The following is a 23,479-nucleotide window of genomic DNA, read 5'->3' on the forward strand; positions in this document are numbered from 1 at the left end:
CCCCTGGAGCCCTGCCGTGGACATCACCCGGTCCTCACCCGCGCCCGTGCGCGTGGTGGCAGTCCCGCCCGAACCCGAACCGGCCGACCTCACCGCCCTGCCCGAACCCACCACCGCGGAACCGCTTCAGCCCCTACCGACCGTGACCGTGACCGCGGTCACGGCCACCACCACGAGCGTGACCGCCACCGACGTACGGGGCCGTCGCCGACGCTCCCGCCCACGCGACCTCCTCGCACTCCTGCGCCCCGGCCAGTGGGTGAAGAACCTGGCCGTCGTCCCGCTGGCCCTGCTCGACGCCCAGGCGTGGGGGGCCGCCGCCTTCCTGCGCACCGGCTGGGCCGTCCTCGGCTTCACCCTCGCCTCCGCGCTCGTCTACGTCGTCAACGACCTCGCCGACCGGGAGCGGGACCGGCTGCACCCGGTCAAACGCCACCGCCCGATCGCCTCCGGCCGGGTGTCCACCGCCGCCGCCGGAGTGCTGACCGGCCTCCTCGCCCTGTCGCTGACCGGCTGGGCGGTGGCCGGGCCCGCCTGGCAGTGGTGGCCCACCGCCCTCTACCTGGCGCTGAGCCTCGCCTACTCCCAGGGCCTCAAGCACGTACCGCTGGTGGACGCGTTCATCGTGGCGACCGGCTTCGTCCTGCGGCTCGTCCAGGGGTCGCTGCTCGTCGGCGCCCGGATGTCCGAGTGGCTGGCGCTGTGCGTCTTCTCGCTCTGCCTGATGCTGGCACTCGGCAAACGCCGGCACGAGATGACGGCGGCGGGCCGCGCCCACCGCCCCGCCCTGCGCGGCTACACGCTCGCCTTCCTCGACCACCTCGTCGTCCTGGTCGCCGTGCTGACCGCCGTCAGTTACGTGCTCTACCTGCGCGACGACGCGGCCCTCGCCGCCGGGGCCTCCCTCGTCACCCTGCTCTCCGCCCCCTGCGCCGTCTTCGGCCTCGCCCGCTACCTCCAGCTCCTCCTCGTCGAGGAGGGCGGCGGCAACCCCGTCCACGTCCTCTTCCGGGACCGCGCCACGCTCGTCAACGCGGCGCTGTGGGCGGTGCTCGTCGCCCTCGCCCTCCTCCTCCCGCACGCGTCCGCATGACCCACCGACCGCCCGAAGGCGCCGCCCCATGAACCGGAAGCAACCGCTCGTCTCCGTCGTCATCCCCAACTACAACTACGGCCGCGCCCTGGAGCTCTGCCTGCGCGCCGCACTCGCCCAGACCTACGAACCGCTGGAGGTGCTGCTGATCGACGACTGCTCCACCGACGACTCGGTCGCCGTCGCCGAGGCCTGCGGCGTCCGGGTGATCAGCACCGGCGTCAACAGCGGAGTGGCCACCACCCGCAACACCGGGGCGGCCCACGCCCGGGGCGAGATCATCGTGTTCGTCGACTCCGACGTCGCGATGGAGCAGGACGCCGTCGCCAACGCCGTCGCCCTGCTCGACTCCGACCCCCGCATCGGCGCGGTCTGCGGCACCTACGACGCCGAACCCCTCATCCGGGACAGCCTGATCGAGGAGTACCGCTGCCTCCACCAGTTCTACTGGCTCGCCGAGACCGAGGGCCGCATCGGCACCCTCCACACCGCGATCTGCGCCATGCCCGCCCGGGTCTTCGCCGAGATCGGCCCCTTCAACCCGCGGCTGAGGCACACCGAGGACGGCGACTACGCCGCCCGGATCTGCCGGAGTTACGAGGTCCACAGCTCCACCGCCGTGCGCGGCCGGCACGACCACGACGACACCTGGCGGGTCGTGCTGCGCAAGGTCTTCCACCGCACCCGGCTGCACATCCCGCTGTACGTCCGGCGCGGCGACCTCCCCGGCGGCATCGCCACCGGGCCGCGCGCCGGAGCCAGCGTCGCGGCCCTGCTCGCCCCGCTGACCCTGCCGCTCGGCCTGCTCGCCCTGCCCTGGCTGCTCGCCCCCGCGGCCCTGCTGGCCTTCGCCCTCCTCGCGGACACCGCCCTCCACCGCTTCGTCCTGCGCCGCCGAGGCCCCCTGTTCGCCGCGTACTTCGCCTTCACGCACACCGTGGTCAACGCGGTCATCGCGGCGGGCGCGGGCGTCGGCGTCCTCCAGTGGCTGACCTCCCGCCGCTTCCGCCGGCTGTACGAGCCGGGGGAGCACCTCGCACCGCTGAGGGCCGCCACATGACCGGAACCCTCGCTCCGGGCGCGGTGGCGGACCCGGCCGCGCCGCCCGAGCCCGAAGGGCCGCCCCGCCGCTGGCCCGGCCGGCTGCTGCTCGCCGTCGCCGTCCTGTGGGCCCTCTTCGTCGCCGCCCGCGCGCTCCTCAGCGGCCGCTGGTGGGCGTGGAACGGCCTCGGCCTCGCCCCGCCCGTACTCCATCTGCTGTTCCCGCTCGCCCTGTTGATCCCGGCCGCCCTGATCCGGCACGGCAGGCGGGCGGCGGTGGGCGTCGTCCTGCTCTCCCTGCTGCTCGGCTCCTGGCAGACCGGGCTGCACCCCGGGGCGCTCCTGCGCGGGACGCCCGCCGTGCCCCCGGACTCCCTCAGGGTGGTCAGCTGGAACACCTTCTTCTGGGACCAGGACAGCGACAGCGACGCGTTCTACGCCTACCTGAAGTCCCGCTCCGCCGACGTCTACCTCCTCCAGGAGTACCAGAACGCCCGGGGCGACGAACCCGCGCCGATCGACGACCTCGCCCGGCTCCGGAAGGAGTTCCCCGGCTTCCACATCGCCACCGAGGGCGAGTTCCTCACGCTGTCCCGCTTCCCGATCACCTCGGCGCGGGCGCTGCGCCCCGACGGGCTCGCCCCGCCCGACACCTCCTGGGCCGACTACTGGAACGTCCGGGTCCTGCGCACCGACATCGACGTCGACGGCCGGACCCTGTCCCTCTACAACACCCACCTGCCCGATCTGCTGAACGTCGACCGCAACCCGTTGACCGCCGCCTACCACCGCTCGGTTCGGCAGCTCTCCGAACGCCGCGCGAGGCACTTCGAGGCGCTGCGCGAGGACCTCGACGCCAACGGCCACCCGGTGGTCCTCGCCGGGGACCTGAACGTGCTGCCGGGCACCGGGGACCTGCGGTGGTTCGACGGGCTGCGGGACGCCGCCGACGCGGGGGACTCGGTGTACCCGGCGACCTTCCCGGTCAGCGGCCCGGCGCTCTGGCGGCTCGACTGGGCGTTCGTCTCGCCCCGGATCGACCTGCACCGGCAGTCCGTCCAGGACCCGCCCGCCGCACTCTCCACCCACCGGCTGATCGATCTCCGCCTCTCCCTGCCCGCCCCCGGGGCGTCCGCCCCGGCCACCGAGAAGGACCGGTCATGACCCGGCGCTCCGCGCGCTCGCCCCGCTTCGACGTGACGATCGTGCTCACCTACTACCTCCCGTACACCAGCGGGCTCACCGAAGTGGCCCGCACGGTCGCCGAGGGGCTCGCCGCGCGGGGCCGCCGCGTCGCCGTCGTCGCCTGCCGGCACGATCCGGACCGCCCCGCACGGGAGAGGGTGAACGGCGTCGAGGTGTTCCGCGCCCCGGTCGCCGCCCGGCTCGGACGCGGGGTGATCAGCCCCGGGTTCGCCCCGCTCGCCGGGCGGATCGCCCGCGCCTCCCGGGTCGTCAACCTCCACCTGCCGATGCTGGAGGCGGGGCTCGTCGCCCGCCTCGCCGGGGCCACCCCGGTCGTCGCCACCCACCACGACGACGTCTGGCTGGCCGGGGGCGCTCTCGCCCCGCTCCAGGTGAAGGTCGTCGACGCCTCGGTGGCCGGGGCGCTGCGCCGCTCGGCCGCCGTGGTCGTCAACAACGTGGACCACGCGGAGCATTCGCGCCACTGGCCCCTGATGCGCGGGCGCCGGCTGCTGGCCATCGCCCCGCCCTGCCGCGAACGCGAGCCCGCGCCCGCCGCGTTCCGCGAGACGGCGGGCCCGCACTTCGGCTTCCTCGGCCGGATCGCGCCGGAGAAGGGGCTCCACCATCTGGTCGACGCTTTCCGGACGATCCCGGACCCCGATGCCCGGCTGCTGATCGCGGGCGACTACTCCAAGGTCGCGGGCGGCAGCGTCGTCGGGGCCCTGCGGGCACGGGCCGGCGACGACACCCGCATCCGGTTCACCGGCTTCCTCCCCGACGACCGGGTGGCGGGCTTCTACGCCTCGCTGGACGCCTTCGCCCTGCCGTCCGTCGCCGAGGAGTCCTTCGGCATCTCCCAGGCCGAGGCGATGATGCTCGGCGTCCCCTCGGTCGCGAGCGACGCTCCCGGCATGCGTGTGCCGGTGTCCGAGACCGGCTTCGGCCGCCTCTTCCCGCCCGGCGACGCCCACGCCCTGGCCGGAGCCCTCCGGGAGGTGGCCGCCTACGCCCCGGAGCGCCGCGCCGAGGGAGGCCGTGACGCCCGCGCCCGGTACGGGACCGACAGCTGCCTGGACGCCTACGACGCGCTGTTCCAGGAGGCCGGGGCCGTACGGGGAGCCCCCGCGTGAGAACGGCCGGCATCCTGACGGCGGCCGGGGCGGTCGCCGCCTGGCCGGGCGGTGGTTGGGCGCTGTGGGCGGCCGGGGTCTGGGCGGTGTTCCTGGCCGCGCACCTCGTCCTCAACGGCCGCTGGTGGTTCTGGCTGCTGCCCTCGCTGCTGCCGCCGCCGGTGTTCGCCGCCGTGCCCGCCCTGCTCCTGGTGGCAGCCGGGGCGACGGGGGACCTCACGGCCGCGGTCGTGGCGGGCGCGGCCCTCCTGCTCGGGGCCCGGCAGTCCGGCCTCGTGCCCGGCGCGCTCGTCCGGGGAGCGCGCCGCCCGCCGCCGGACGGGGCGGTGCGCGTCGTGTCCTGGAACACCCAGCACTGGTGCCAGTCCACCGATCCCGAGCCCTTCTACGCCTTCCTGCGCGGGCTCGACGCCGACGTCTACCTCCTCCAGGAATACCACCACGACGAGTTCGACGGCACCTACCGCCTGATCGACGACGAGCGGCGGCTGCGCGAGACCTTCCCCGGCCACCGGGCCGTCATCGCCCGCGGCCTGATCACCCTGTCCCGGCTGCCGGTCGCCGCGACCGTCGAGACGGCCGCCCGCCGGACCCTGCGGGTGGACCTGGAGATGCCGGGCGACGGTCGGATTCTCGCCACCTTCAACGTCCACATCCCGGTACAGCTGCGACTCATCAGCCCGTTGCGCGCAGACTTCTACCGCGCGGTCCGCACCCGGGCCGCCGACCGGGCACGGGAGTACCGGGGACTCCTCGGGGACGTCGCCGGCTGCCCCCATCCGGCCCTGATCGCCGGGGACTTCAACACCACCGCCGCGATCGGGGACGCCCGCCGCATCGCCCGCCTGGGCGCCGACGCGGTCGCCGTCGCCGGAAAGCTCTGCCCCACCACCTGGCAGGCCCGACCCGGCCTGCGCTGGTGGCGGCTGGACTGGGTGCTCACCACACCGGGCGCCCGGGTCCACCACTACCGCTTCCGCGATCCGCGCGGCCTGTCCGACCACAGCGTCCAGGAGGTGTCCGTGTCGCTCACCGAACCGGACCGCCCGGCCGACACCGACCCCCGTATCCGCCATCACGACGAAGGAACTCACCATGCGTTACCGCTACCTGGGAAAGACCGGCCTGCGGGTCAGTGAACTCTGCCTCGGCGCCATGACGTTCGGCCGCGAGGCCGACGAGAGCACCAGCCACGCCCTGCTGGACCGCTTCACCGAGGCGGGCGGCACCTTCGTGGACACCGCCGACATCTACTCCGCCGGGGCCTCCGAGGAGATCCTCGGCCGCTGGCTGAAGAGACAGCGCCGCGACGACGTGGTGATCGCCACCAAGGTGCGGTACGGCACGGGGGAGGGCCCCAACGACCGGGGCCTGGGCCGCAACCACCTGATCTCCGGGGTCGAGTCGAGCCTGCGCCGGCTGGGCACCGACCACATCGACCTCTACCAGGTGCACGCCTGGGACCCGGGCACCCCGCTGGAGGAGACGCTCGCCACCCTGGACGCTCTCGTCACCTCCGGGAAGGTCCGCTACATCGGGGCCAGCAACTTCTCCGGCTGGCAGCTCCAGAAGGCGATCGACCTGAGCCGGGGACACGGCTGGGAGCCTTTCACCGCCCTCCAGCCGCTCTACAACCTGCTGGACCGCTCCGCCGAGTGGGAGCTGATGGAGGTCAGCCGCAACGAGGGCCTGGGCGTCATCCCGTGGAGCCCGCTGCGCGGCGGCTGGCTGAGCGGCGCGATCCGGCGCGGCACGGAGAGGCCGCCCACGGGGACCCGGGTGGAGACCGCCGAGAAGCTCGGCTGGGGCGAGTCGTGGAGCGCGTACGAGGGCGACGAGCGCACCTGGCGGGTGCTGGACGCCCTGCACGAGGTCGCCGGACGCACGGGCCTCGCGGTGCCGGTGCTGGCCCTCGCCTGGCTGCTCGGCCGGCCCGGGGTCACCGCCCCCATCGTGGGCGCCCGCACCCTGGAGCAGCTGGAGACCAACCTGGGCGCGGCGGACCTGGACCTCGACCCGGCCGACGCCGCCCTGCTGACCGCGGCGAGCGACCAGACGCTCCCGTATCCGTACAGCGTCATCGAGACCGACCCCGAACTGCGCTGACGCGAACCGTGTGACCGAAAACGGGCGGTGGCCCGGGGATCTCGTCCCCGGGCCACCGCCCTGTGCTTACCGCGCCGGAACTCCCGGCGGTCAGTCCGTCGGGCGCTTGAGGCGGGCCACGAACTTGTACCGGTCGCCCCGGTACACCGAACGCACCCACTCCACCGGTTCGCCCTGGCCGTCCACCGAATGGCGGGACAGCATGAGCATCGGCAGCCCCACGTCCGTGCCCAGCAGCCCCGCCTCGCGCGGGGTGGCGAGCGAGGTCTCGATGGTCTCCTCCGCCTCGGCGAGGCGCACGTCGTACACCTCGGCGAGCGCGGTGTAGAGCGAGGTGTACTTCACCAGCGAACGACGCAGCGCCGGGAAGCGTTTGGCCGAAAGGTGCGTGGTCTCGATCGCCATCGGCTCCCCGCTGGCGAGCCGCAGGCGCTCGATGCGCAGCACCCGGCCGCCCGTCGAGATGTCCAGCAGACCGGCGAGCCTGTCGTCCGCCGTCACATAGCCGATGTCCAGCAGTTGGGACGTCGGCTCCAGTCCCTGGGCCCGCATGTCCTCGGTGTACGAGGTGAGCTGGAGCGCCTGGGAGACCTTCGGCTTGGCTACGAAGGTCCCCTTGCCCTGGATGCGCTCCAGCCGGCCCTCGACGACCAGTTCCTGGAGCGCCTGGCGCACGGTGGTGCGCGAGGTGTCGAATTCGGCCGCCAGGGTGCGTTCCGGCGGCACCGGGGTGCCGGGCGGCAGGGTGTCCGTCATGTCGAGGAGATGCCGCTTGAGCCGGTAGTACTTCGGTACGCGCGCTGTGCGCGTACCGGCACCGGTCTCGCTCCCCGTCCTGCCCCCGTCGGCGCCCATGGCCCGCCTTCCCGACTGCTGCGTTGCTGCCGTCACCGGCTCCTCCGTCTGTCGCGGCTCACATGGTGGCACGGTCCGGTCACGGGTCGTCGCCCTCCCTTAGGTGTCGGTCCTATAACGGACGCGAGTGCACTTCTTATACACCCTTGACACCCCTAAAGGTCTAGGCCAAGCTCCCGGTACTGGTCTAAACCATTAAAGACCAGGTCCAGCCCCAGCAGAACTCGTCGAATGACTTCGCGGTGGGTGGGGTTGCAGCATCCCTGAGGAGGGTTTGACGTGAAGCGCAAGCTCATCGCGGCTATCGGTGTCGCGGGCATGTTGGTTTCGGTCGCGGCGTGTGGTTCGGACGACACGAAGTCGTCCGCGGACCCGAAGGACCGCAAGGAGAACCTGACCGTCTGGCTCATGGGCGAGGCCCGGTCCACCTGGCCGGAACTGGTCAAGGACGTCAACGCCGAGTTCAACAAGAAGTACCCGGGCGTCAAGGTCAAGGTTCAGTACCAGCAGTGGGCCGATAAGGTCAAGAAGCTGGACACCTCTCTCGCGGGCGACAAATTCCCGGACGTTGTCGAACTCGGCAACACCGAGACCATGCAGTACATCCTCAATGGTGCGCTCGGAGAAATCGACCCCAAGAAGTACGAGAACTCGGACACCTGGATCAAGGGTCTGAAGGACACGTGTTCCTTCGAGGGCAAGACCTACTGCGTCCCTTACTACGCGAGCGCCCGTCTGGCCGTGTACAACAAGGACATGCTGAAGGCCGGCACCGGCAGCGACGCCCTCCCGCAGACCGAGGACGAGTTCCTCGCCGCGATGGACAAGACCTCCGCCGAGCTGGGCAAGAAGGACAAGCGCGCCTCGTCCCTCTACTTCCCGGGCCGTTACTGGTACGCCGCGATGTCCTACGTCGCCGCCTACGGTGGCCAGATCGCCACGTACGACGAGGGCAGCAAGGAGTGGAAGTCCGCGCTCTCCACCCCGGAGGCCCAGAAGGGCATCCAGCACTTCATCGACCTGGTCAAGAAGTACAACAAGGCCGACATCACGAAGGACGAGCAGGACCACGCCAACGTGATGGCCAACGAGAAGGCCGCGGTCATCTACGGCCAGGCCTGGGAGGCCGGCAGCGTCACCACGGGCGAGAACGGCAACCCGAAGCTCGAGGGCAAGATCGCCACGGCCGGTATGCCCGGCCCGGAGGGCAAGGCGCTCCCGTCCTTCATCGGCGGCTCGGACCTCGCGACGATCTCCAAGTCCAAGGTCCAGGACCTCGGCGAGGAGTGGATCTCCCTCTTCACCAACGCGAAGTCCATGGAGGTCCTCGCGTCGAAGAACATCCTCCCCAACAACGAGAAGCAGCTTGAGCCGCTGAAGGCCAAGCCGGAGACCGCCGCCATCGCCAACGCGGTGCCGGACGCCTGGTTCACGCCGATCGCGCCGGGCTGGGCCTCCATCGAGAAGGAAGAGATCCTCCAGAACATGCTTCTGGAGATCGTCAAGGGCGGCTCCGTCGCCGACGCCTCGAAGAAGGCCGACGACAAGATCAACGCGCTGATCAACAAGGAATCCTGACCTTCCGATCGCCAGGCGGGGGCCCGGCGCCAGCGCCGGGCCCCCGCTCCTTTCCCCGCAAGTGAACGCCGTGAATTCCGGGGCCCGCCCCGGACCCGCGATGGAAGGTCAGCCACGTGTCTGCCGCTGATACCAAGGCCGCCGGGCCGCCGGTACCCGTACCCCCCGACCCGCAGGTGACCGGGAAGTCGTCCGTCGACGACGATGCGCCCCGGGTGCAGAAGAGGAAGCGGAAGAAGGGGGAACTGCTCCCCTATCTCCTGATCCTCCCGGCGATCGTGGCGATCGCCGCCGTCTACCTCTACCCGCTCAGCAAGACGGTCATCATGTCCTTCCAGGACATGGGCCGCCGTGAGCTGTGGTCCGGAGAGCCCGCTCCCTGGGTCGGCTTCGAGCAGTTCACCAACATCCTCGGCGACTCCGAGTTCTGGTGGGTCACCTTCCGCACCGTCGTCTTCATGGTCGTCTGCGTGACGCTGACCATGGGGATCGGTCTGCTCGTCGCCCTGCTGATGCGCAAGCTCTCCACCTGGGTCCGGCTGGTGCTCACCGCCTGCCTCATCGCCGCCTGGTCGATGCCGCTGATGGTCGCCGCCTCGATCTTCCGGTTCATGGCCGACTCCGACTACGGCCTGATCAACACCCTGATCGCCAAGGTCGTCGGCGAGGACTGGCTCGGACACAACTGGTACCTCGACCCGATCCAGGGCTTCGGCATCATCACCCTGCTGGTCGTCTGGGGCGCCATCCCGTTCGTCGTCGTCACCCTGTACGCCGCCCTCACCCAGGTCCCCCAGGAGCTGGAGGAGGCCGCCGCCCTCGACGGCGCCAGCGCGTACGGCATCTACAAGTTCGTCACCTGGCCGGTCATCAAGCCGGTCTTCACCATGGTCGCCACCCTCTCGGTGATCTGGGACTTCAACGTCTTCGGCCAGATCTGGCTGTTGCGCGGCAACAAGCCCGAGCCGGAGTACGAGACCCTCGGCCTCTACTCCTACTCCAAGGCGTTCGAGTCCACCTCCTTCAGCCAGGGCACCGCGATCGCCCTGATCACGGTGCTGCTGCTGTCCGGCGTGGCCGTGTACTACCTGCGCCAGCTCATGAAGACGGGAGAGGTCGAATGAGCAGCTCGACCCAGACGACACAGGCGCTGCGGCCCGACCGCAAGAAGAGCCGGCTGCACTTCGACCTGATCGGCCTCGGCATCGCCCTGGTCATGGTCTTCCCGGTCTACTGGCTGATCATCAGCGCCCTGCGGCCCAACCACGAGATCCGCAGCTACGACCAGACCCTGTGGCCCACGTCGATCACCTTCGACAACTTCGTCCGGGCGACCGAGCAGCAGAACTTCGCCACCGCCATCCAGTCCAGCCTGATCGTCGCGGTCACCGCGGTGGTCGGCGGCATGATCATCGCGACCCTGGCGGCCCTGGCCATCGGCCGGTTCCGGTTCTTCGGCCGCAAGGCCCTGGTCCTGATCATGATCCTGGTCCAGATGCTGCCGCCGACGGCGATGCTCATCCCGATCTACGCCCAGCTCAACGCGATGGGTGGGATCGACGAGTACTGGGGCCTGATCGTCGTCTACCTGGTCTCCACACTGCCCTTCGCCACCATCATGATCCGCGGCTTCGTCGTGAACATCCCGGTGGAGCTGGAGGAGTCGGCGATGGTGGACGGGTGCACCCGCTTCCAGGCCTTCCGCCGCGTGATCTTCCCGCTGCTGGCCCCCGGGCTCGCCGCCGCTTCGATCTTCGCCCTGGTGAACGCGTGGAACGAATACCTCTTCGCGTACATCCTGATCAACGACAACTCCAAGTACACGCTGAACGTTTGGCTGATGACGTTCACGACCGAGCGCGGAACGGACTACGGCGCCCTCATGGCGGCGTCGACCATGATCGCCCTCCCCGTCGTCGTGTTCTTCATGATCATCCAGAAGAAGATGGCCGCAGGCCTCACTTCCGGCGCCGTGAAGGGATAGTGCGGGCCCATGACCACCCTCGTTTCCACCACGGACACCGTGACGCGCGACGCGCTCGCCGTGCTCCAGCCCGGGTTCACCGGCACCACCGCACCGGACTGGCTGCTGCGCCGCGTCGGTGAAGGCCTCGCCTCCGTCGGGCTGTTCGGCCGCAACATCACCTCGCCCGAACAGCTGACCGCCCTCACCGAGCGGCTCCGCTCCGAGCGGGACGACGTCCTCGTCGCCATCGACGAGGAGGGCGGCGACGTGACCCGCCTGGAGGTCACGCACGGCTCCTCCTTCCCCGGCAACTTCGCCCTCGGCTCGGTGGACGACGTCCACCTCACCCGGGCCGTCGCCCAGGAGCTCGGCCGCCGGCTCGCCGAGTGCGGCGTCAACCTCAACTGGGCGCCGTCCGCCGACGTCAATTCCAACCCGGGCAACCCGGTCATCGGCGTGCGCTCCTTCGGCGCCGACACCCGCCTGGCCGCCCGGCACACCGCCGCGTACATCGAGGGGCTCCAGGCCGCCGGCGTCGCCGCCTGCACCAAGCACTTCCCCGGGCACGGCGACACCGCGGTCGACTCGCACCTGGCGCTGCCCCGCATCGACGTGGACCTCGACACCCTGCACGCCCGTGAACTGGTGCCCTTCCGGGCGGCCATCGCCGCGGGTTCCAAATCGGTGATGAGCGCGCATATCCTGCTTCCCGCACTCGACCCGGACCGCCCGGCGACCCTGAGCCCGCAGATCCTCACCGGTCTGCTGCGCCAGGAGCTGGGTTACGACGGCCTGATCGTCACCGACGCCGTGGAGATGGACGCCATCGCCGGTACGTACGGCATCGAGCGCGGGTCCGTCCTCGCCCTCGCGGCGGGCGCCGACGCCATCTGTGTGGGCGGCGGCCTGGCCGACGAGGAGACGGTGCTGCGGCTGCGCGACGCCCTCGTCGCGGCCGTGCGCAGCGGGGACCTGACCGAGGAGCGGCTCGCCGACGCGGCCGCCCGTGTACGAGCCCTGGCGTCCTGGACGCAGAGGGCCCGGGGGGATGTCCCGGAGCCGGGCGCGGCAGTGCAGGAGGGGACCGCGCCCGGCACCGGAGTCAGCTCCGACATCGGTCTGGTCGCCGCCCGCCGCGCGGTCCGGGTGACCGGGGCCGGCGACCGGCTGACCGGTGCGGCGTACGTCGCCTCGTTCAGCGCGGTGGCGAACATCGCGGTCGGCGACGAGACCCCGTGGGGCATCGCCGCCGAGCTGGGCAGGATCCTGCCCGGCACCGGCGCGGACACCTACACCGACCAGGCCGCCGCTCCGGCGGACGAGATCCTGGCGGCGGCGGGGGAGCGGCGCATCGTCGCCGTGGTCCGCGACGAGCACCGGCACGCCTGGATGGGCGCCGCGCTCGACGTCCTGCTCGCGGCCCGCCCGGACACGATCGTGGTCGAGATGGGCCTGCCCCAGTCGACCCCGCGCGGTTCGCTGCACATCGCGACCCACGGCGCTGCCCGGGTCTGCGGCCTGGCAGCGGCGGAAGCGATCACCGGCACGAACGCCTGACGCGCTTTCGAGCCCGTCCGGCGATTTTCGAGCCCGTCCGGCGAGAGGACAAGGCCTCACGCCGGACGGGCCGCACCAAGCACGACACCGCACGGCAAAGGGCCGGGACACCGTAAAGGCGTCCCGGCCCTCGGCCGTACGAGGGGCAGGGCCCGAGCCCTACAGCCCCTGCCACCCCGGCTTCGCCGCATACGTGGCGCGGAAGTAGTCCGCCAGCTTCAGCTTCGACGCCGCCGCCTCGTCCACGACCACCGTCGCGTGTGGATGCAGCTGGAGCGCGGAGGCCGGCACGATCGAGGCGATGGGTCCCTCCACCGTCTGGGCGACGGCCTCCGCCTTGCCCTCACCGGTGGCCAGCAGGATCGGGTGACGCGAGTCCAGGATCGTCCCGATGCCCTGCGTGATCACGTGGTGGGGCACCTGCTCGATGTCGTCGTCGAAGAAGCGCGCGTTGTCGACCCGGGTCTGCTGCGTCAGCGTCTTGATCCGGGTGCGGGAGGCGAGCGAGGAGCACGGCTCGTTGAAGCCGATGTGCCCGTCCGTGCCGATGCCCAGGAGCTGGAGGTCGACCCCGCCGGCCTCGGCCAGCGCCCGGTCGTAGGCCTCGCAGGCCGCCTGGACGTCCTCGGCCGACCCGTCGGGGCCCATGAAGGAGGACTCGGAGAGCCCGAGCGGCTCGATGACCTCGCGCAGCACCACGGAGCGGTACGACTCCGGGTGGCCCGCGGGCAGCCCGACGTACTCGTCGAGCTGGCAGATCCGGGCGCGCGACGCGTCGACCGCCCCGGAGGCGACCTTCGCCGCGAGCGCGCGGTAGATGGGCAGCGGGGTCGAGCCGGTCGCAACGCCGAGCAGGGCGTCGGGCTTGCGGGCGATCAGCGTGGCGATGGCCTCCGCGATCAGTTCGCCGCCTGCCGCGGCGTCCGGGACGATGACAACTTCCACGCTGTGCCTGCCGATCTGACTAGGGGAGCCGGTGGTATAGACCAATCAAGTTCCCAATTTAGCAGAATCGAGCAGCCGTACGGTGAACAGTCCGCCCATCGGCCGCCCCGTACGCAGCCGGGCCCCCGCACGCCCCGGCCCGCTGGCGGGCCACCGCATTGCCTGGTCGACTTGGACCGGTACGGCGCGGATCGCGCACGGTGCGGATCGCGCTCCTCGCGGATCGCGCTCCTCGCGGATCGCGCACCTCGCGCACGCGCCGTCCCGTACGCCGTTTGCCGCCAGCGCAGGGAGGCCCCCACATGTCCGCCACCCCTCCGGCCGACCCGGGCGGCCAGGGCGACGAGCCCGGCCGCATCATGTCCGGCGAGATGGCCGAGCAGCCCGCGATGCTGCGCCGCATCCTCGAACAGGGCGCGCCGCGCATCCGCGAGGTCGCCGCCGAGATCGCCGCCCGGAAGCCCCGGTTCGTGCTGCTCACCGCCCGGGGCACGTCGGACAACGCGGCGCTGTACGCGAAGTACCTGCTGGAGATCCGCCTCGGGCTGCCCTGCGGACTGGCCTCGATGTCCACCACGACGGCCTACGGGGCCCGGCCGGACCTGCGGGACGTCCTGGTGGTCACCGTCAGCCAGTCGGGCGGCTCGCCGGACCTGGTGGCCTCCACGAGAGCCGCCAGGGAGGCCGGGGCGGTCACCCTCGCCGTCACCAACAACCCGGACTCAGCGCTGGCGGCGGTCTCCGAGTACCACATCGACATCCTGGCGGGCCCGGAGAAGGCGCTCCCGGCCACCAAGACGTACACCGCCTCGCTCCTCTCCCTCTACCTCTTCGTGGCGGGGCTGGGCGGCCACGACGGAACGGAGGCCGCCGCGGGGCTGCCCGACCTCGCGGGCGCGATCCTGGGCCGCCGGGCCGAGGTCAAGGCGCTGGCCTCGCGGTACCGCTTCGCCGAGCGCATGGTGATCACCTCGCGCGGCTACGGCTACCCGACGGCCAAGGAAGCGGCCCTGAAGCTGATGGAGACCAGCTACATCCCCGCTCTCTCCTACTCCGGCGCGGATCTCCTGCACGGACCGCTGGCGATGGTCGACAACATCTCCCCGGTGATCGCCGTGGTCACCGACGGCCGGGGCGGCGAGGCCCTCCAGCCGGTGCTGGACCGGCTGCGCGGACGCGGTGCGGACCTCTTCGTGGTCGGCCCCAAGGCCCAGGTGGAGGCGGCCTCGGCCGGCTTCGCGCTGCCCACGGCGGGCGTCCCGGAGGAGTTGCAGCCGATCCTGGAGATCCTGCCGCTGCAACTGCTGGCGTACGAGGTGACGATCGCCCGGGGCCAGGATCCGGACGCGCCCCGCGCCCTGGCCAAGGTCACCGAGACCCGCTGAGGTCACGGAGGCGGTGACGCGGCCCGGAAACACCCGCGGGCCGCGGCGCCAGAGCGGGACCCTCAGCCCACCCGGCACCGCAGCCCGGAGCTACCTGGCCGGCGGTGTGCGGTGCCCCCGGCCACTGGAGGCACCGGCGCAGTCAGGGCAGAGAGTGCCGGAGCCTCGGTCCGCTCTCCTGTGCGGGGAGAGCGGAGGTCGTGATGTGTTCATTGTGGACTAGACCAATTGCCCGTGTCCATCCATGTGCACGACATTCTCGGGCGGGAGTCCGCGCCTGTCCATCGTCGTACCTCCATGGCACGGCCCGGCGGGCCGATCGGTTCGAACGCCCGAGGCAACCCCAGGTACGCTCCACACGTGCCCTCCATGAACGACCTCGTCCACCAGCACACCGCTCTGAGCGACACCGACCTCGAGTGGCTCCATCTGCTGGTCTCGGAGTGGCAGCTGCTCTCCGATCTGTCCTTCGCCGACCTCGTGCTGTGGGTCCCCACCCGCGACGGCACGCGGTATGTCTCCGTCGCCCAGATGCGCCCCAACACCGGGCCCACCTCCTACCAGGACGACATGGTCGGCCACCTGGTGCCGCGCGGCCGCCGCCCGCTGCTGGACGCCGCCCTGGACGAGGGCCGGATCGTGCGCGAGGGCGACCCGGAGTGGCGCGAGGAGGTCCCCGTACGGGTCGAGTCCATCCCGGTACGCCGTGAGGGCCGGGTGCTCGGCGTCATCGCCCGCAACACCAACCTGCTCACCGTGCGCACCCCCTCCCGGCTGGAGCTCACCTACCTCCAGTCCGCCTCCGACCTGGCCCAGATGATCGCCGCCGGGGCGTTCCCCTTCCCCGGCCAGCAGGTCGACATGGACGCCTCCCCGCGCGTGGGCGACGGCCTGATCCGGCTCGACGCCGACGGGATCGTCCAGTACGCGAGCCCCAACGGCCTCTCCGCCTACCACCGCCTCGGCCTCGCCTCCGACCTGGTCGGCCACCACCTCGGCACCACCACCGCCGAACTGGCCCCGTCCCGGGGACCGGTCGACGAGGCCCTGGTCAAGGTGGCCAGCGGTTACGCGCCCCGTGAGTTCGAGGTCGAGTGCGCGGGCGGCGTGATCCAGCTGCGGGCGATCCCGCTCAAGCCCAAGGGCGTCCGCATCGGCTCCCTGGTCCTGCTCCGGGACGTCACAGAACTGCGCCGCCGCGAGCGCGAGTTGATCACCAAGGACGCGACCATCCGGGAGATCCACCACCGGGTGAAGAACAACCTCCAGACGGTGGCCGCCCTGTTGCGCCTCCAGGCCCGACGGATGGACTCCGAGCAGGGCCGCGAGGCGCTCAACGAGGCGGTCCGGCGCGTCGGTTCGATCGCCATCGTCCATGAGACGCTGTCCCAGAATCTGGACGAGCGGGTCGAGTTCGACGAGATCGCCGACCGGGTCATCGCGATGGTCTCGGAGATCTCCCCGGGAAAGGTGACCTGCCGGCGCACCGGACGCTTCGGCATCCTCGACGCCGAGGTCGCCACCCCGCTCTCCATGGTGCTGACCGAGGTTCTGCAGAACGCCCTGGAGCACGCCTTCGCCGTGGCCGACCACGGGACGGTGGAGGTCTCCGCCGTGCGCGGCGGATCGCCCACCGACGGACGGCTGCTGATCACCGTCACCGACGACGGGCGCGGGCTGCCCGAGGGGTTCGACCCGAAGCGGGCCGGCAACCTCGGGCTCCAGATCGTACGGACGCTGGTGGAGGGGGAGTTGGGCGGCACGTTCGGCATGGTCCCGGCGCCCGGACGCGGCACCCAGGTGGTGCTGGACCTCCCGGTCCGCGCCGACAAGTAGGACATCCCCTGCCGGCCGGCAGGAATCCGCGCCGACCGGCAGGAAGAGCGGGAGCACACAGCAGAGCGGGCCCGGACCGTGGTGACGGTCCGGGCCCGCTCCGTGATGCTCACGTTGCGATGCGCTTCGGGGTACTGCGCGCTGCGACTCGAAGGCGGGGCTGTGCGTACGCTCTGTACGCGCCGCCGGGCTGAGGCTTGGTGCGGTTCTCGCTCAGGCGCTTGCGTTGCGCGCCCGGTTGCGAGCGGCGCGGCGCTTCATCGCGCGGCGCTCGTCCTCGCTGAGGCCACCCCAGACGCCGGAGTCCTGGCCGGACTCGAGCGCCCACTGCAGGCACTGCTCCATGACGGGGCAGCGGCGGCAGACAGCCTTGGCTTCCTCGATCTGCAGCAGCGCAGGACCGGTGTTGCCGATGGGGAAGAAAAGCTCAGGGTCTTCCTCACGACAAACGGCGTTGTGACGCCAGTCCATGGCTGCTACCTCTCCTTGGTATTACACGCTTGTTGCTTGTGAATGTGAACGCTTTCACGAATCCCCCCGTAGATGACGGGCCGACTCCCAGATGGACTGGGTGTGGTCTGTGATGGTGAGGAGGGGTTCTGGCTCTCAGTGGAGGCCGGTGTTGCGGGCCGTCCCGATCGCCATGAAGAGATTCCCAAACCTCGGCGACGGATACAACCCCTTCTGGAAAGTTTTTTTTGATTCCTCGGTGTCGACTAGGTCACAGCCGCACTTCTTAGGGGTGGGGGCCAGTCCAAACGTTCGAGTTAAAGGACTTTAGGCCCTTCCACTCACACAATCACACGCAGTGCACGGCGTACGCCTGTGAACGTCACGCTCGTACGTAGTCCCAGGTGGTCGCCGTCCATCTGGAAGGGCAGGGGAACCTTTGAATGCAAGGTGAAGTCCGTGAGGTCATGCCGTGAAACTGCGTGCTTGCCGCGCGGCCCCTTCTCGGGGCTCGAAGTGAGCAGCTGGGTGCCGTAGAGGGCCACCGCAGGGGTGGACAGACGCTTCAGCCCGAGGACGTCCAGCGCGGTGTCGAAGGAGGCCTTCGGCGAGGCGTACATCGGGCGATTGCCCAGGTAGGTCCAGGGGGCGGTGTTGCAGATTATGGAGAGCGCGAGGTCGGTGACCGGGTCCTGCCCGGGCACGTCGAGCGTGATCTGCCCGTGTCTGCGGTGGGCCTCGTTGAGGAACTGCCGCACCACTTGGCGCACATACAGCGCGTGGGTCGAACGCTTCCCGTGCTCGCGTTTCTGTTCGACCCGGCCGATGACTCCGGCGTCGAATCCGAGACCGGCGCAGAAAGTGAACCAGCGTTCGGGAACGGATTCGTCCTCGGTTCCCGGGGTGCCGGCCGCCAGTCCGAGCCCGACCGTGCGTTCGGTCCGGTTCTCCAGGGCGTCCAGGATCGCGCCGGTCGCCTCCACCGCGTCGTTCGGCAGCCCCAGGGCGCGCGCGAAGACGTTGGTGGACCCGCCGGGGACCACGGCGAGCTTCGGAAGGCTGTCCACGTCCGGGCCCCGGTGCAGCAGCCCGTTCACGACCTCGTTCACCGTGCCGTCGCCGCCGAGGGCGACCACCAGGTCGATGTCGTCGCTGTCCGCGGCCCGTCGTCCCAGGTCCCGTGCGTGCCCCCGGTACTCGGTGGTCACCGCCTCCAGCTTCATCTCGCTGGCCAGCGCGTGGATGAGCACGTCGCGGGTGCGGGCACTGGTGGTGGTAGCAGCTGGGTTGACCACGAGGAGTGCGCGCATGACGGCCAGCCTACCTACCGGGCGGTTCGGTGCTGTAGTCCCGGTTCGCTGCGCTCCAGACCGGTGACGCAGAGTGACCGGCCGCCCCGCCGTGCGCCCGGACGGGGGAGGCTCCTCCGCACCCCGGCTTCACTTCCGGGCCCCCGGGATGCCAACCTGAAAGGCGTGAGTACACAAGCGACCCCCTCCACGCCGTCGCCCTCCGCGGCGGAGCGCCCGACCAGGATCACCGTCCTCGCCGGGGTCAACGCCCTCGAAGGCCTGGCGCTCGCCGTCGGCGGGGTCTACATGCTGGTCATGGGGCTGCTCGGGAAGCTGGAGAGCACACAGCAGGCGGAGACGGTCGGGATCACGCTGGTCGCGCTCGGCGCGATCCCGCTGATCGCCGCCCGCGGGCTGCTGCTGCTGCGCAGCTGGAGCCGGGGTCCCGCGCTGATCACCCAGATCATGGCGCTGCCGGTGGCCTGGACGCTGCTGCGCTCGCAGGGCGCGCTGATCCCCACCGGGATCGTCCTGGCGGTGGTCGCCGTCACCGGCCTCGTGCTCGTCCTCAAGCCGGCGACCACGCAGGACCTGGGCATCCGCCGGGGCGCCGGGGCGACCCCCGAGGCCTGAACCGGCGGACGTCCTCCTCGCCCTACTCCTCGACGAGCAGCCGCTCGCGCAGCTGTGCCAGGGTGCGGGCCAGCAGCCGGGAGACGTGCATCTGCGAGATGCCGACCTCCTGGGCGATCTGCGACTGGGTCATGTTCCCGAAGAAGCGCAGCAGCAGGATGCGCTTCTCGCGCGGCGGCAGGTCCTCCAGGAGCGGCTTGAGCGACTCCCGGTACTCCACGCCCTCCAGCGCCTCGTCCTCCGAGCCCAGCGTGTCCGCGACCGCCGGCGACTCGTCGTCCGTGTCCGGCACGTCCAGCGAGAGCGTGCTGTACGCGTTGGCCGACTCCAGGCCCTCCAGCACCTCCTCCTCGGAGATGCCCAGCCGCTCGGCCAGCTCGTGCACCGTCGGCGAGCGGCCGTGCTGCTGGGAGAGCTCCGCGGTGGCCGTGGTCAGCGACAGCCGCAGCTCCTGGAGGCGGCGCGGCACCCGCACCGCCCAGCCCTTGTCCCGGAAGTGGCGCTTGATCTCGCCGACCACCGTGGGAGTGGCGTACGTCGAGAACTCCACGCCCCGGTCCGGGTCGAACCGGTCCACGGACTTGATCAGCCCGATCGTGGCCACCTGGGTCAGGTCGTCCAGCGGCTCCCCGCGGTTGCGGAAGCGGCGCGCCAGGTGCTCCACGAGCGGCAGGTGCATCCGCACCAGCCGGTTGCGCAGCTCGGCCTTCTCCGTCGAACCGTCGGGCAGCTCCCGCAGCTCGAAGAAGAGGGCCCGGGCCCCGCTGCGGTCGTGTGGATCGTGGTGCCCGTGCTCGCTCATCTGGCCCGCCCGCCCTGCCTGCGACTGCTGCTCCACCGCGACGTCGATGCTCTCGGGCCCGTCCGCTCCGTCCACCGGATGCGGCCGGGCCTGCTGCTCCGGGATGCCTGCCGGCCGCACCACCCCGGATCGGATCGTCTCGTCCCGCACAGGACCGTCCCCGTTCCCGTCGCTCACGCCGGCCCGGGGCCCGCGCCGCGCTGTTTGTAGAGGCTGATGCTGACCGTACGGTCATCGGCGACCGTGGAGTCGACCTTGCCGGCCAGTGCGGAGAGCACCGTCCAGGCGAAGGTGTCGCGCTCGGGCGCCCGGCCGTCCGTGGTGGGCGCCGACACCGTCACTTCGAGGGAGTCGTCGACGAGACGGAAGACGCAGCTGAGGACGGAGCCCGGCACGGCCTGCTGAAGCAGGATCGCGCAGGCCTCGTCGACCGCGATACGAAGATCCTCGATCTCGTCGAGAGTGAAGTCCAAACGCGCTGCGAGGCCGGCCGTGGCCGTTCGCAGCACCGACAGGTAGGCACCCGCAGCGGGCAGCCGGACTTCCACGAAGTCCTGATTCCCGGGCTCGCCTGCGATCTGGGACACCCTCACCTCCAAGGTGGCACAAACTCTTTCGAGGTTCCGGGAAGGGTGGCCCGGAGCCATGCGGTCCGTCGACGGTTCTTCGGCTCGGCGACGTTATCGGATCCATGATGCCGTGTCGTACGGACCCCGTACCCCGGCGGTCACTCATGGTAAGCCCATGCGTACACACAGTGGCTAGGGGTCTGCGGCGTCCAATTGCGAAGAACCAGCGCCGCATTGACGTACCCAGGCGTCAGACGATCGAACCGTCCTCGAAGCACCAGCGCCAGCTCTCGCCCGTCTCGAAGCTCCGCATCACCGGGTGACCGGTCGCCCGGAAGTGTCCGGTGGCGTGCCGCAGCGGCGACGAATCGCAGCAGCCGACGTGCCCACAGGTCAGGCAGAGCCGCAGTTGCACGGGGTGACTGCCCGCCTCCAGGCACTCGGGACACGTCTCGCCGAGCGGCAAGGGCTCGGGGCGTGGCAGATCCGCTACATGCGCACACTCGCTCATGATGGGCAGATTACGACGGATCCGAGGACGGTGGGATGGACGTGCTGCCGCTGATCGCCCTGGTCGCCGTGAGCGCGGCGGTGGCCGGCGCGGCCCGCCGCACCCCGGTGCCCGCCCCGCTCGTCCTGGTCGCCGTCGGGCTCGTGGCCGGCTATCTGCCGGGTGTTCCGACGTACCACCTGGACGCGCACGTGGTGCTCCCGCTGCTGCTTCCGCCCTTGCTCCACACCGCGGCCCTGGACAGCTCCTACCTGGATCTGCGGGCCAACGTCCGGCCGGTCGCCCTGCTCTCCGTGGGGTACACGCTCTTCGCGACCGTCGCCGTGGGCTGGCTGGCCCACCTGATCATCCCGGATCTGCCGCTGACCGCCGCGCTGGTCCTGGGGGCGGTCATCGCCCCGCCGGACGCCGTGACGGCCGCCGCCGTCGCCCGCCGGGTCGGGCTGCCCTCCCGGGTGACCACGATCCTCCAGGGCGAGTCCCTGGTGAACGACGCCACCGCGATCACCGCGTTCAAGGTGGTGCTGGCCGCGGCGGTGGGGGAGGGGATGAGCTGGGGCGCCGGGATCGGCGAGTTCCTGCTGGCCGCGGTCGGCGGGGTCGGCGTCGGGCTCCTGCTGATGGTGCCGCTCCACTGGCTGCGCACCCACCTGAAGGAAGCCCTCCTCCAGAACACGCTCTCCCTCCTGATCCCTTTCGTGGCGTACGCGGCGGCCGAACGGGTGCACGCCTCCGGTGTGCTCGCCGTGGTCGTCGTCGCCCTCTACCTGGGCCACCGCTCCTGGCAGGTCGACTTCGCGACCCGTCTTCAGGAGGCGGCCGTCTGGAAGATGGTGGCGTTCGTCCTGGAGTCCGCGGTGTTCGCCCTGATCGGGCTCCAGCTGCCGTTCGTCCTGAAGGGGCTCGGCTCGTTCGGTGTGGCGGAGGCGCTCGGTTACGCGGCCATCGTGTTCCTGGCCGTCGTCGTGGTCCGCTTCGTCTGGGTCTACCCGGCCGCCTATGTGCCCCGGTGGCTCTCGCGCCGCGTCCGGGAACGCGAGCCGGGCACCGACTGGACCGCGCCGCTGATCGTGGGCTGGGCCGGGATGCGCGGGGTCGTCTCGCTCGCCGTCGCGTTCTCCGTGCCGCTGGTCACCCACGACGGCGAACCCTTCCCGGCCCGCAGCCTGGTGCTGTTCCTGACCTTCACCACCGTCATCGGGACCCTGGTGATCCAGGGACTGACGCTGCCCGTGCTCGTCCGCGTACTGAAGCTGCCCGGCCCCGACCCGCAGACCGTCACCCTCATCGAGGCGCAGGCCCAGAACGAGGCGTCCGAGGCCGCCGAGGCCCGCCTGGACCGGCTGCTCGCCGACCCGCACAGCAGTCTGCCGCCACCGTTGGCGGACCGGCTGCGCAGTGTGCTGGAGCGCCGCCGCAACGCCGTGTGGGAGCGGCTGGGCGCCGCCGACCCGGTCACCGGGGAGTCGGCGGACGACACCTACCGGCGGCTGTCGAGGGAGATGATCGAGGCCGAGCGCGAGGTCTTCGTCCGGCTCCGGGACGAGCGGCGGATCGACGACGAGATGATGCGCACCCTGCTGCGCCGGCTGGATCTGGAGGAGGCGGCGGCCTACCGGGAGACGGACGACTCCTGAGGGGGCCGTGCGTCGGGGGTGCCGGTGATCACGGCGGCCACCCGCTCGCCCGGCGCGAACGCCCCCTCCTCGGCCAGCGTGGTCAGCGCGAACAGCAGCTTGGCGACGTAGACGCGTTCCACGGGCAGCCCGTGCCGGTCCTCGAAGTCCGCGGCGAAGGTCTCCAGTTCCGGGGTGGTGCGGGCGTAGCCGCCGAAGGCGAAGCGCTCGTCCAGCGACCAGTTCCCGGACGGGCCGCCGAACGCCTCGTGCTGGAGCCGCTCCACCTCCCGCCCGAGGAAGCCGCCGCGCAGGACCGGGACGCCCAGGGCCCGCTGCCCGGCGCCCAGGCCGGCGGCGAGCCCGGCCAGGGTGCCGCCGGTCCCGCAGGCCACGGCCGCCACCTCGCACGCACCGGCCAGCTCGCGCCCCAGCGCCCCGCAGCCCTGTGCGGCCAGCGCGTTGCTGCCGCCCTCCGGGATGACCTCCACGTCCCCGAACAGGCTCAGCAGCCCCTCCAGGACCTCGGAAGAGGCCTTCGCCCGGTACGTCGTACGGTCCACGAAGTGCAGGCGCATGCCGTCGGCCGCGCACCGGGCGAGCGACGGGTTGAGCGGCCGGTGCGCCAGCTCGTCGCCGCGGACGACGCCGACGGTGGCGAAGCCCAGCAGCCGCCCGGCCGCCGCGGTCGCCCGGAGGTGGTTGGAGTACGCGCCGCCGAACGTCAGCACGGTGCGCCCGGCGGCGGCCTCCAGGTTGAGGGCCAGTTTGCGCCACTTGTTGCCCGGCAGGTCGGGGTGGATCAGGTCGTCCCGCTTGAGGAGCAGTCGCACCCCGTGGCGCGCGAAGCGCTCGTCGCGGACCTCCCGCAGCGGGGAGGGCACCCGGGGCCGCAGGAGGGCGTCGAGGCGGGGCGGGCTGTTCAC

General features: G+C 71.3%; 22 protein-coding genes. 14 read left to right on the top strand and 8 right to left on the bottom strand.

Going from position 1 to position 23,479, the window contains the following annotated elements; translation table 11 throughout:
* Positions 1–16 precede the first annotated feature (16 nt).
* Genes OG245_RS25945 through OG245_RS25970 form a run of 6 tightly spaced genes read left to right on the top strand, consistent with a single transcriptional unit; the run spans position 17 to position 6,558 of the window.
* The gene (locus OG245_RS25945; RefSeq protein ID WP_371625844.1) at positions 17–1,093 is read left to right on the top strand and encodes a UbiA prenyltransferase family protein; all 1,077 of its coding nucleotides are present in this window, start codon (positions 17–19) and stop codon (positions 1,091–1,093) included.
* A 28-nt stretch (positions 1,094–1,121) separates the two neighbouring features.
* Positions 1,122–2,153 carry a glycosyltransferase family 2 protein gene (locus OG245_RS25950; RefSeq protein WP_371625845.1) on the top strand — a complete coding sequence of 344 codons (1,032 nt, stop codon included), beginning with the start codon at positions 1,122–1,124 and terminating at the stop codon, positions 2,151–2,153.
* The gene (locus OG245_RS25955) at positions 2,150–3,298 is read left to right on the top strand and encodes an endonuclease/exonuclease/phosphatase family protein (RefSeq protein ID WP_371625846.1); all 1,149 of its coding nucleotides are present in this window, start codon (positions 2,150–2,152) and stop codon (positions 3,296–3,298) included. The genes OG245_RS25950 and OG245_RS25955 overlap by 4 nt, the downstream gene beginning before the upstream one ends.
* Positions 3,295–4,452 (top strand): glycosyltransferase family 4 protein, encoded by a 1,158-nt coding sequence (locus OG245_RS25960; RefSeq protein ID WP_371625847.1) that lies wholly within the window; start codon positions 3,295–3,297, stop codon positions 4,450–4,452. Before OG245_RS25955 ends, OG245_RS25960 begins: the two co-directional genes overlap by 4 nt.
* A complete protein-coding gene (locus OG245_RS25965) occupies positions 4,449–5,591 on the top strand; it encodes an endonuclease/exonuclease/phosphatase family protein (protein ID WP_371625848.1) in 1,143 nt (380 codons plus the stop codon). Before OG245_RS25960 ends, OG245_RS25965 begins: the two co-directional genes overlap by 4 nt.
* Positions 5,548–6,558 (top strand): aldo/keto reductase, encoded by a 1,011-nt coding sequence (locus OG245_RS25970; protein ID WP_371625849.1) that lies wholly within the window; start codon positions 5,548–5,550, stop codon positions 6,556–6,558. The genes OG245_RS25965 and OG245_RS25970 overlap by 44 nt, the downstream gene beginning before the upstream one ends.
* A gap of 90 nt (positions 6,559–6,648) precedes the next feature.
* On the opposite strand, the gene OG245_RS25975 is transcribed toward OG245_RS25970, so the two are convergent.
* Complete coding sequence (locus OG245_RS25975) at positions 6,649–7,413, bottom strand: GntR family transcriptional regulator (protein ID WP_371627989.1); 765 nt, start codon at positions 7,411–7,413, stop codon at positions 6,649–6,651.
* A gap of 279 nt (positions 7,414–7,692) precedes the next feature.
* Between OG245_RS25975 and OG245_RS25980 the strand changes: the two genes are divergently transcribed.
* From OG245_RS25980 to OG245_RS25995, 4 genes are all read left to right on the top strand, one after another.
* Complete coding sequence (locus OG245_RS25980; RefSeq protein ID WP_371625850.1) at positions 7,693–8,991, top strand: sugar ABC transporter substrate-binding protein; 1,299 nt, start codon at positions 7,693–7,695, stop codon at positions 8,989–8,991.
* Positions 8,992–9,107: 116 nt separating this feature from the next.
* Positions 9,108–10,115 (top strand): carbohydrate ABC transporter permease, encoded by a 1,008-nt coding sequence (locus tag OG245_RS25985; RefSeq protein WP_371625851.1) that lies wholly within the window; start codon positions 9,108–9,110, stop codon positions 10,113–10,115.
* Entirely contained in the window at positions 10,112–10,975 is an 864-nt protein-coding gene (locus OG245_RS25990) for a carbohydrate ABC transporter permease (RefSeq protein ID WP_371625852.1), read from the top strand. The genes OG245_RS25985 and OG245_RS25990 overlap by 4 nt, the downstream gene beginning before the upstream one ends.
* A 9-nt stretch (positions 10,976–10,984) precedes the next feature.
* The gene (locus OG245_RS25995) at positions 10,985–12,514 is read left to right on the top strand and encodes a glycoside hydrolase family 3 protein (RefSeq protein WP_371625853.1); all 1,530 of its coding nucleotides are present in this window, start codon (positions 10,985–10,987) and stop codon (positions 12,512–12,514) included.
* A gap of 159 nt (positions 12,515–12,673) precedes the next feature.
* Here the strand turns inward: OG245_RS25995 and nagB are convergent, their stop codons facing one another.
* Complete coding sequence (gene nagB / locus OG245_RS26000) at positions 12,674–13,459, bottom strand: glucosamine-6-phosphate deaminase (RefSeq protein ID WP_371625854.1); 786 nt, start codon at positions 13,457–13,459, stop codon at positions 12,674–12,676.
* A 302-nt stretch (positions 13,460–13,761) separates the two neighbouring features.
* On the opposite strand from nagB, the gene OG245_RS26005 reads away from it, so the two are divergent.
* The gene (locus tag OG245_RS26005) at positions 13,762–14,844 is read left to right on the top strand and encodes an SIS domain-containing protein (RefSeq protein WP_371625855.1); all 1,083 of its coding nucleotides are present in this window, start codon (positions 13,762–13,764) and stop codon (positions 14,842–14,844) included.
* A 369-nt stretch (positions 14,845–15,213) separates the two neighbouring features.
* Positions 15,214–16,680 (top strand): sensor histidine kinase, encoded by a 1,467-nt coding sequence (locus tag OG245_RS26010; protein WP_371627990.1) that lies wholly within the window; start codon positions 15,214–15,216, stop codon positions 16,678–16,680.
* Positions 16,681–16,893: 213 nt separating this feature from the next.
* Here the strand turns inward: OG245_RS26010 and OG245_RS26015 are convergent, their stop codons facing one another.
* Positions 16,894–17,151: a WhiB family transcriptional regulator gene (locus OG245_RS26015; protein WP_003953983.1), complete on the bottom strand. Its 258-nt coding sequence runs from the start codon at positions 17,149–17,151 to the stop codon at positions 16,894–16,896.
* A gap of 320 nt (positions 17,152–17,471) precedes the next feature.
* Positions 17,472–18,440, bottom strand: coding sequence for a diacylglycerol kinase family protein (locus OG245_RS26020; RefSeq protein WP_351049965.1), 969 nt, complete (start codon positions 18,438–18,440; stop codon positions 17,472–17,474).
* Between the two features lie 165 nt (positions 18,441–18,605).
* On the opposite strand from OG245_RS26020, the gene OG245_RS26025 reads away from it, so the two are divergent.
* Positions 18,606–19,055: a hypothetical protein gene (locus OG245_RS26025; protein ID WP_371625856.1), complete on the top strand. Its 450-nt coding sequence runs from the start codon at positions 18,606–18,608 to the stop codon at positions 19,053–19,055.
* 22 nt (positions 19,056–19,077) lie between these two features.
* On the opposite strand, the gene OG245_RS26030 is transcribed toward OG245_RS26025, so the two are convergent.
* From OG245_RS26030 to OG245_RS26040, 3 genes are all read right to left on the bottom strand, one after another.
* Entirely contained in the window at positions 19,078–20,007 is a 930-nt protein-coding gene (locus OG245_RS26030; RefSeq protein WP_364879403.1) for an RNA polymerase sigma factor SigF, read from the bottom strand.
* A gap of 23 nt (positions 20,008–20,030) precedes the next feature.
* Positions 20,031–20,444 (bottom strand): anti-sigma regulatory factor, encoded by a 414-nt coding sequence (locus tag OG245_RS26035; RefSeq protein ID WP_003966375.1) that lies wholly within the window; start codon positions 20,442–20,444, stop codon positions 20,031–20,033.
* Positions 20,445–20,676: 232 nt separating this feature from the next.
* The gene (locus OG245_RS26040) at positions 20,677–20,937 is read right to left on the bottom strand and encodes a UBP-type zinc finger domain-containing protein (protein WP_371625857.1); all 261 of its coding nucleotides are present in this window, start codon (positions 20,935–20,937) and stop codon (positions 20,677–20,679) included.
* A 35-nt stretch (positions 20,938–20,972) separates the two neighbouring features.
* On the opposite strand from OG245_RS26040, the gene OG245_RS26045 reads away from it, so the two are divergent.
* The gene (locus OG245_RS26045; protein ID WP_371625858.1) at positions 20,973–22,574 is read left to right on the top strand and encodes a Na+/H+ antiporter; all 1,602 of its coding nucleotides are present in this window, start codon (positions 20,973–20,975) and stop codon (positions 22,572–22,574) included.
* Here OG245_RS26045 and OG245_RS26050 read toward each other — a convergent pair.
* The gene (locus tag OG245_RS26050; protein ID WP_371625859.1) at positions 22,550–23,479 is read right to left on the bottom strand and encodes a 1-aminocyclopropane-1-carboxylate deaminase/D-cysteine desulfhydrase; all 930 of its coding nucleotides are present in this window, start codon (positions 23,477–23,479) and stop codon (positions 22,550–22,552) included. The genes OG245_RS26045 and OG245_RS26050 overlap by 25 nt on opposite strands.

Origin of the sequence: Streptomyces sp. NBC_01116, assembly GCF_041435495.1 — a bacterium.
Taxonomy (GTDB): Bacteria; Actinomycetota; Actinomycetes; order Streptomycetales; family Streptomycetaceae; genus Streptomyces.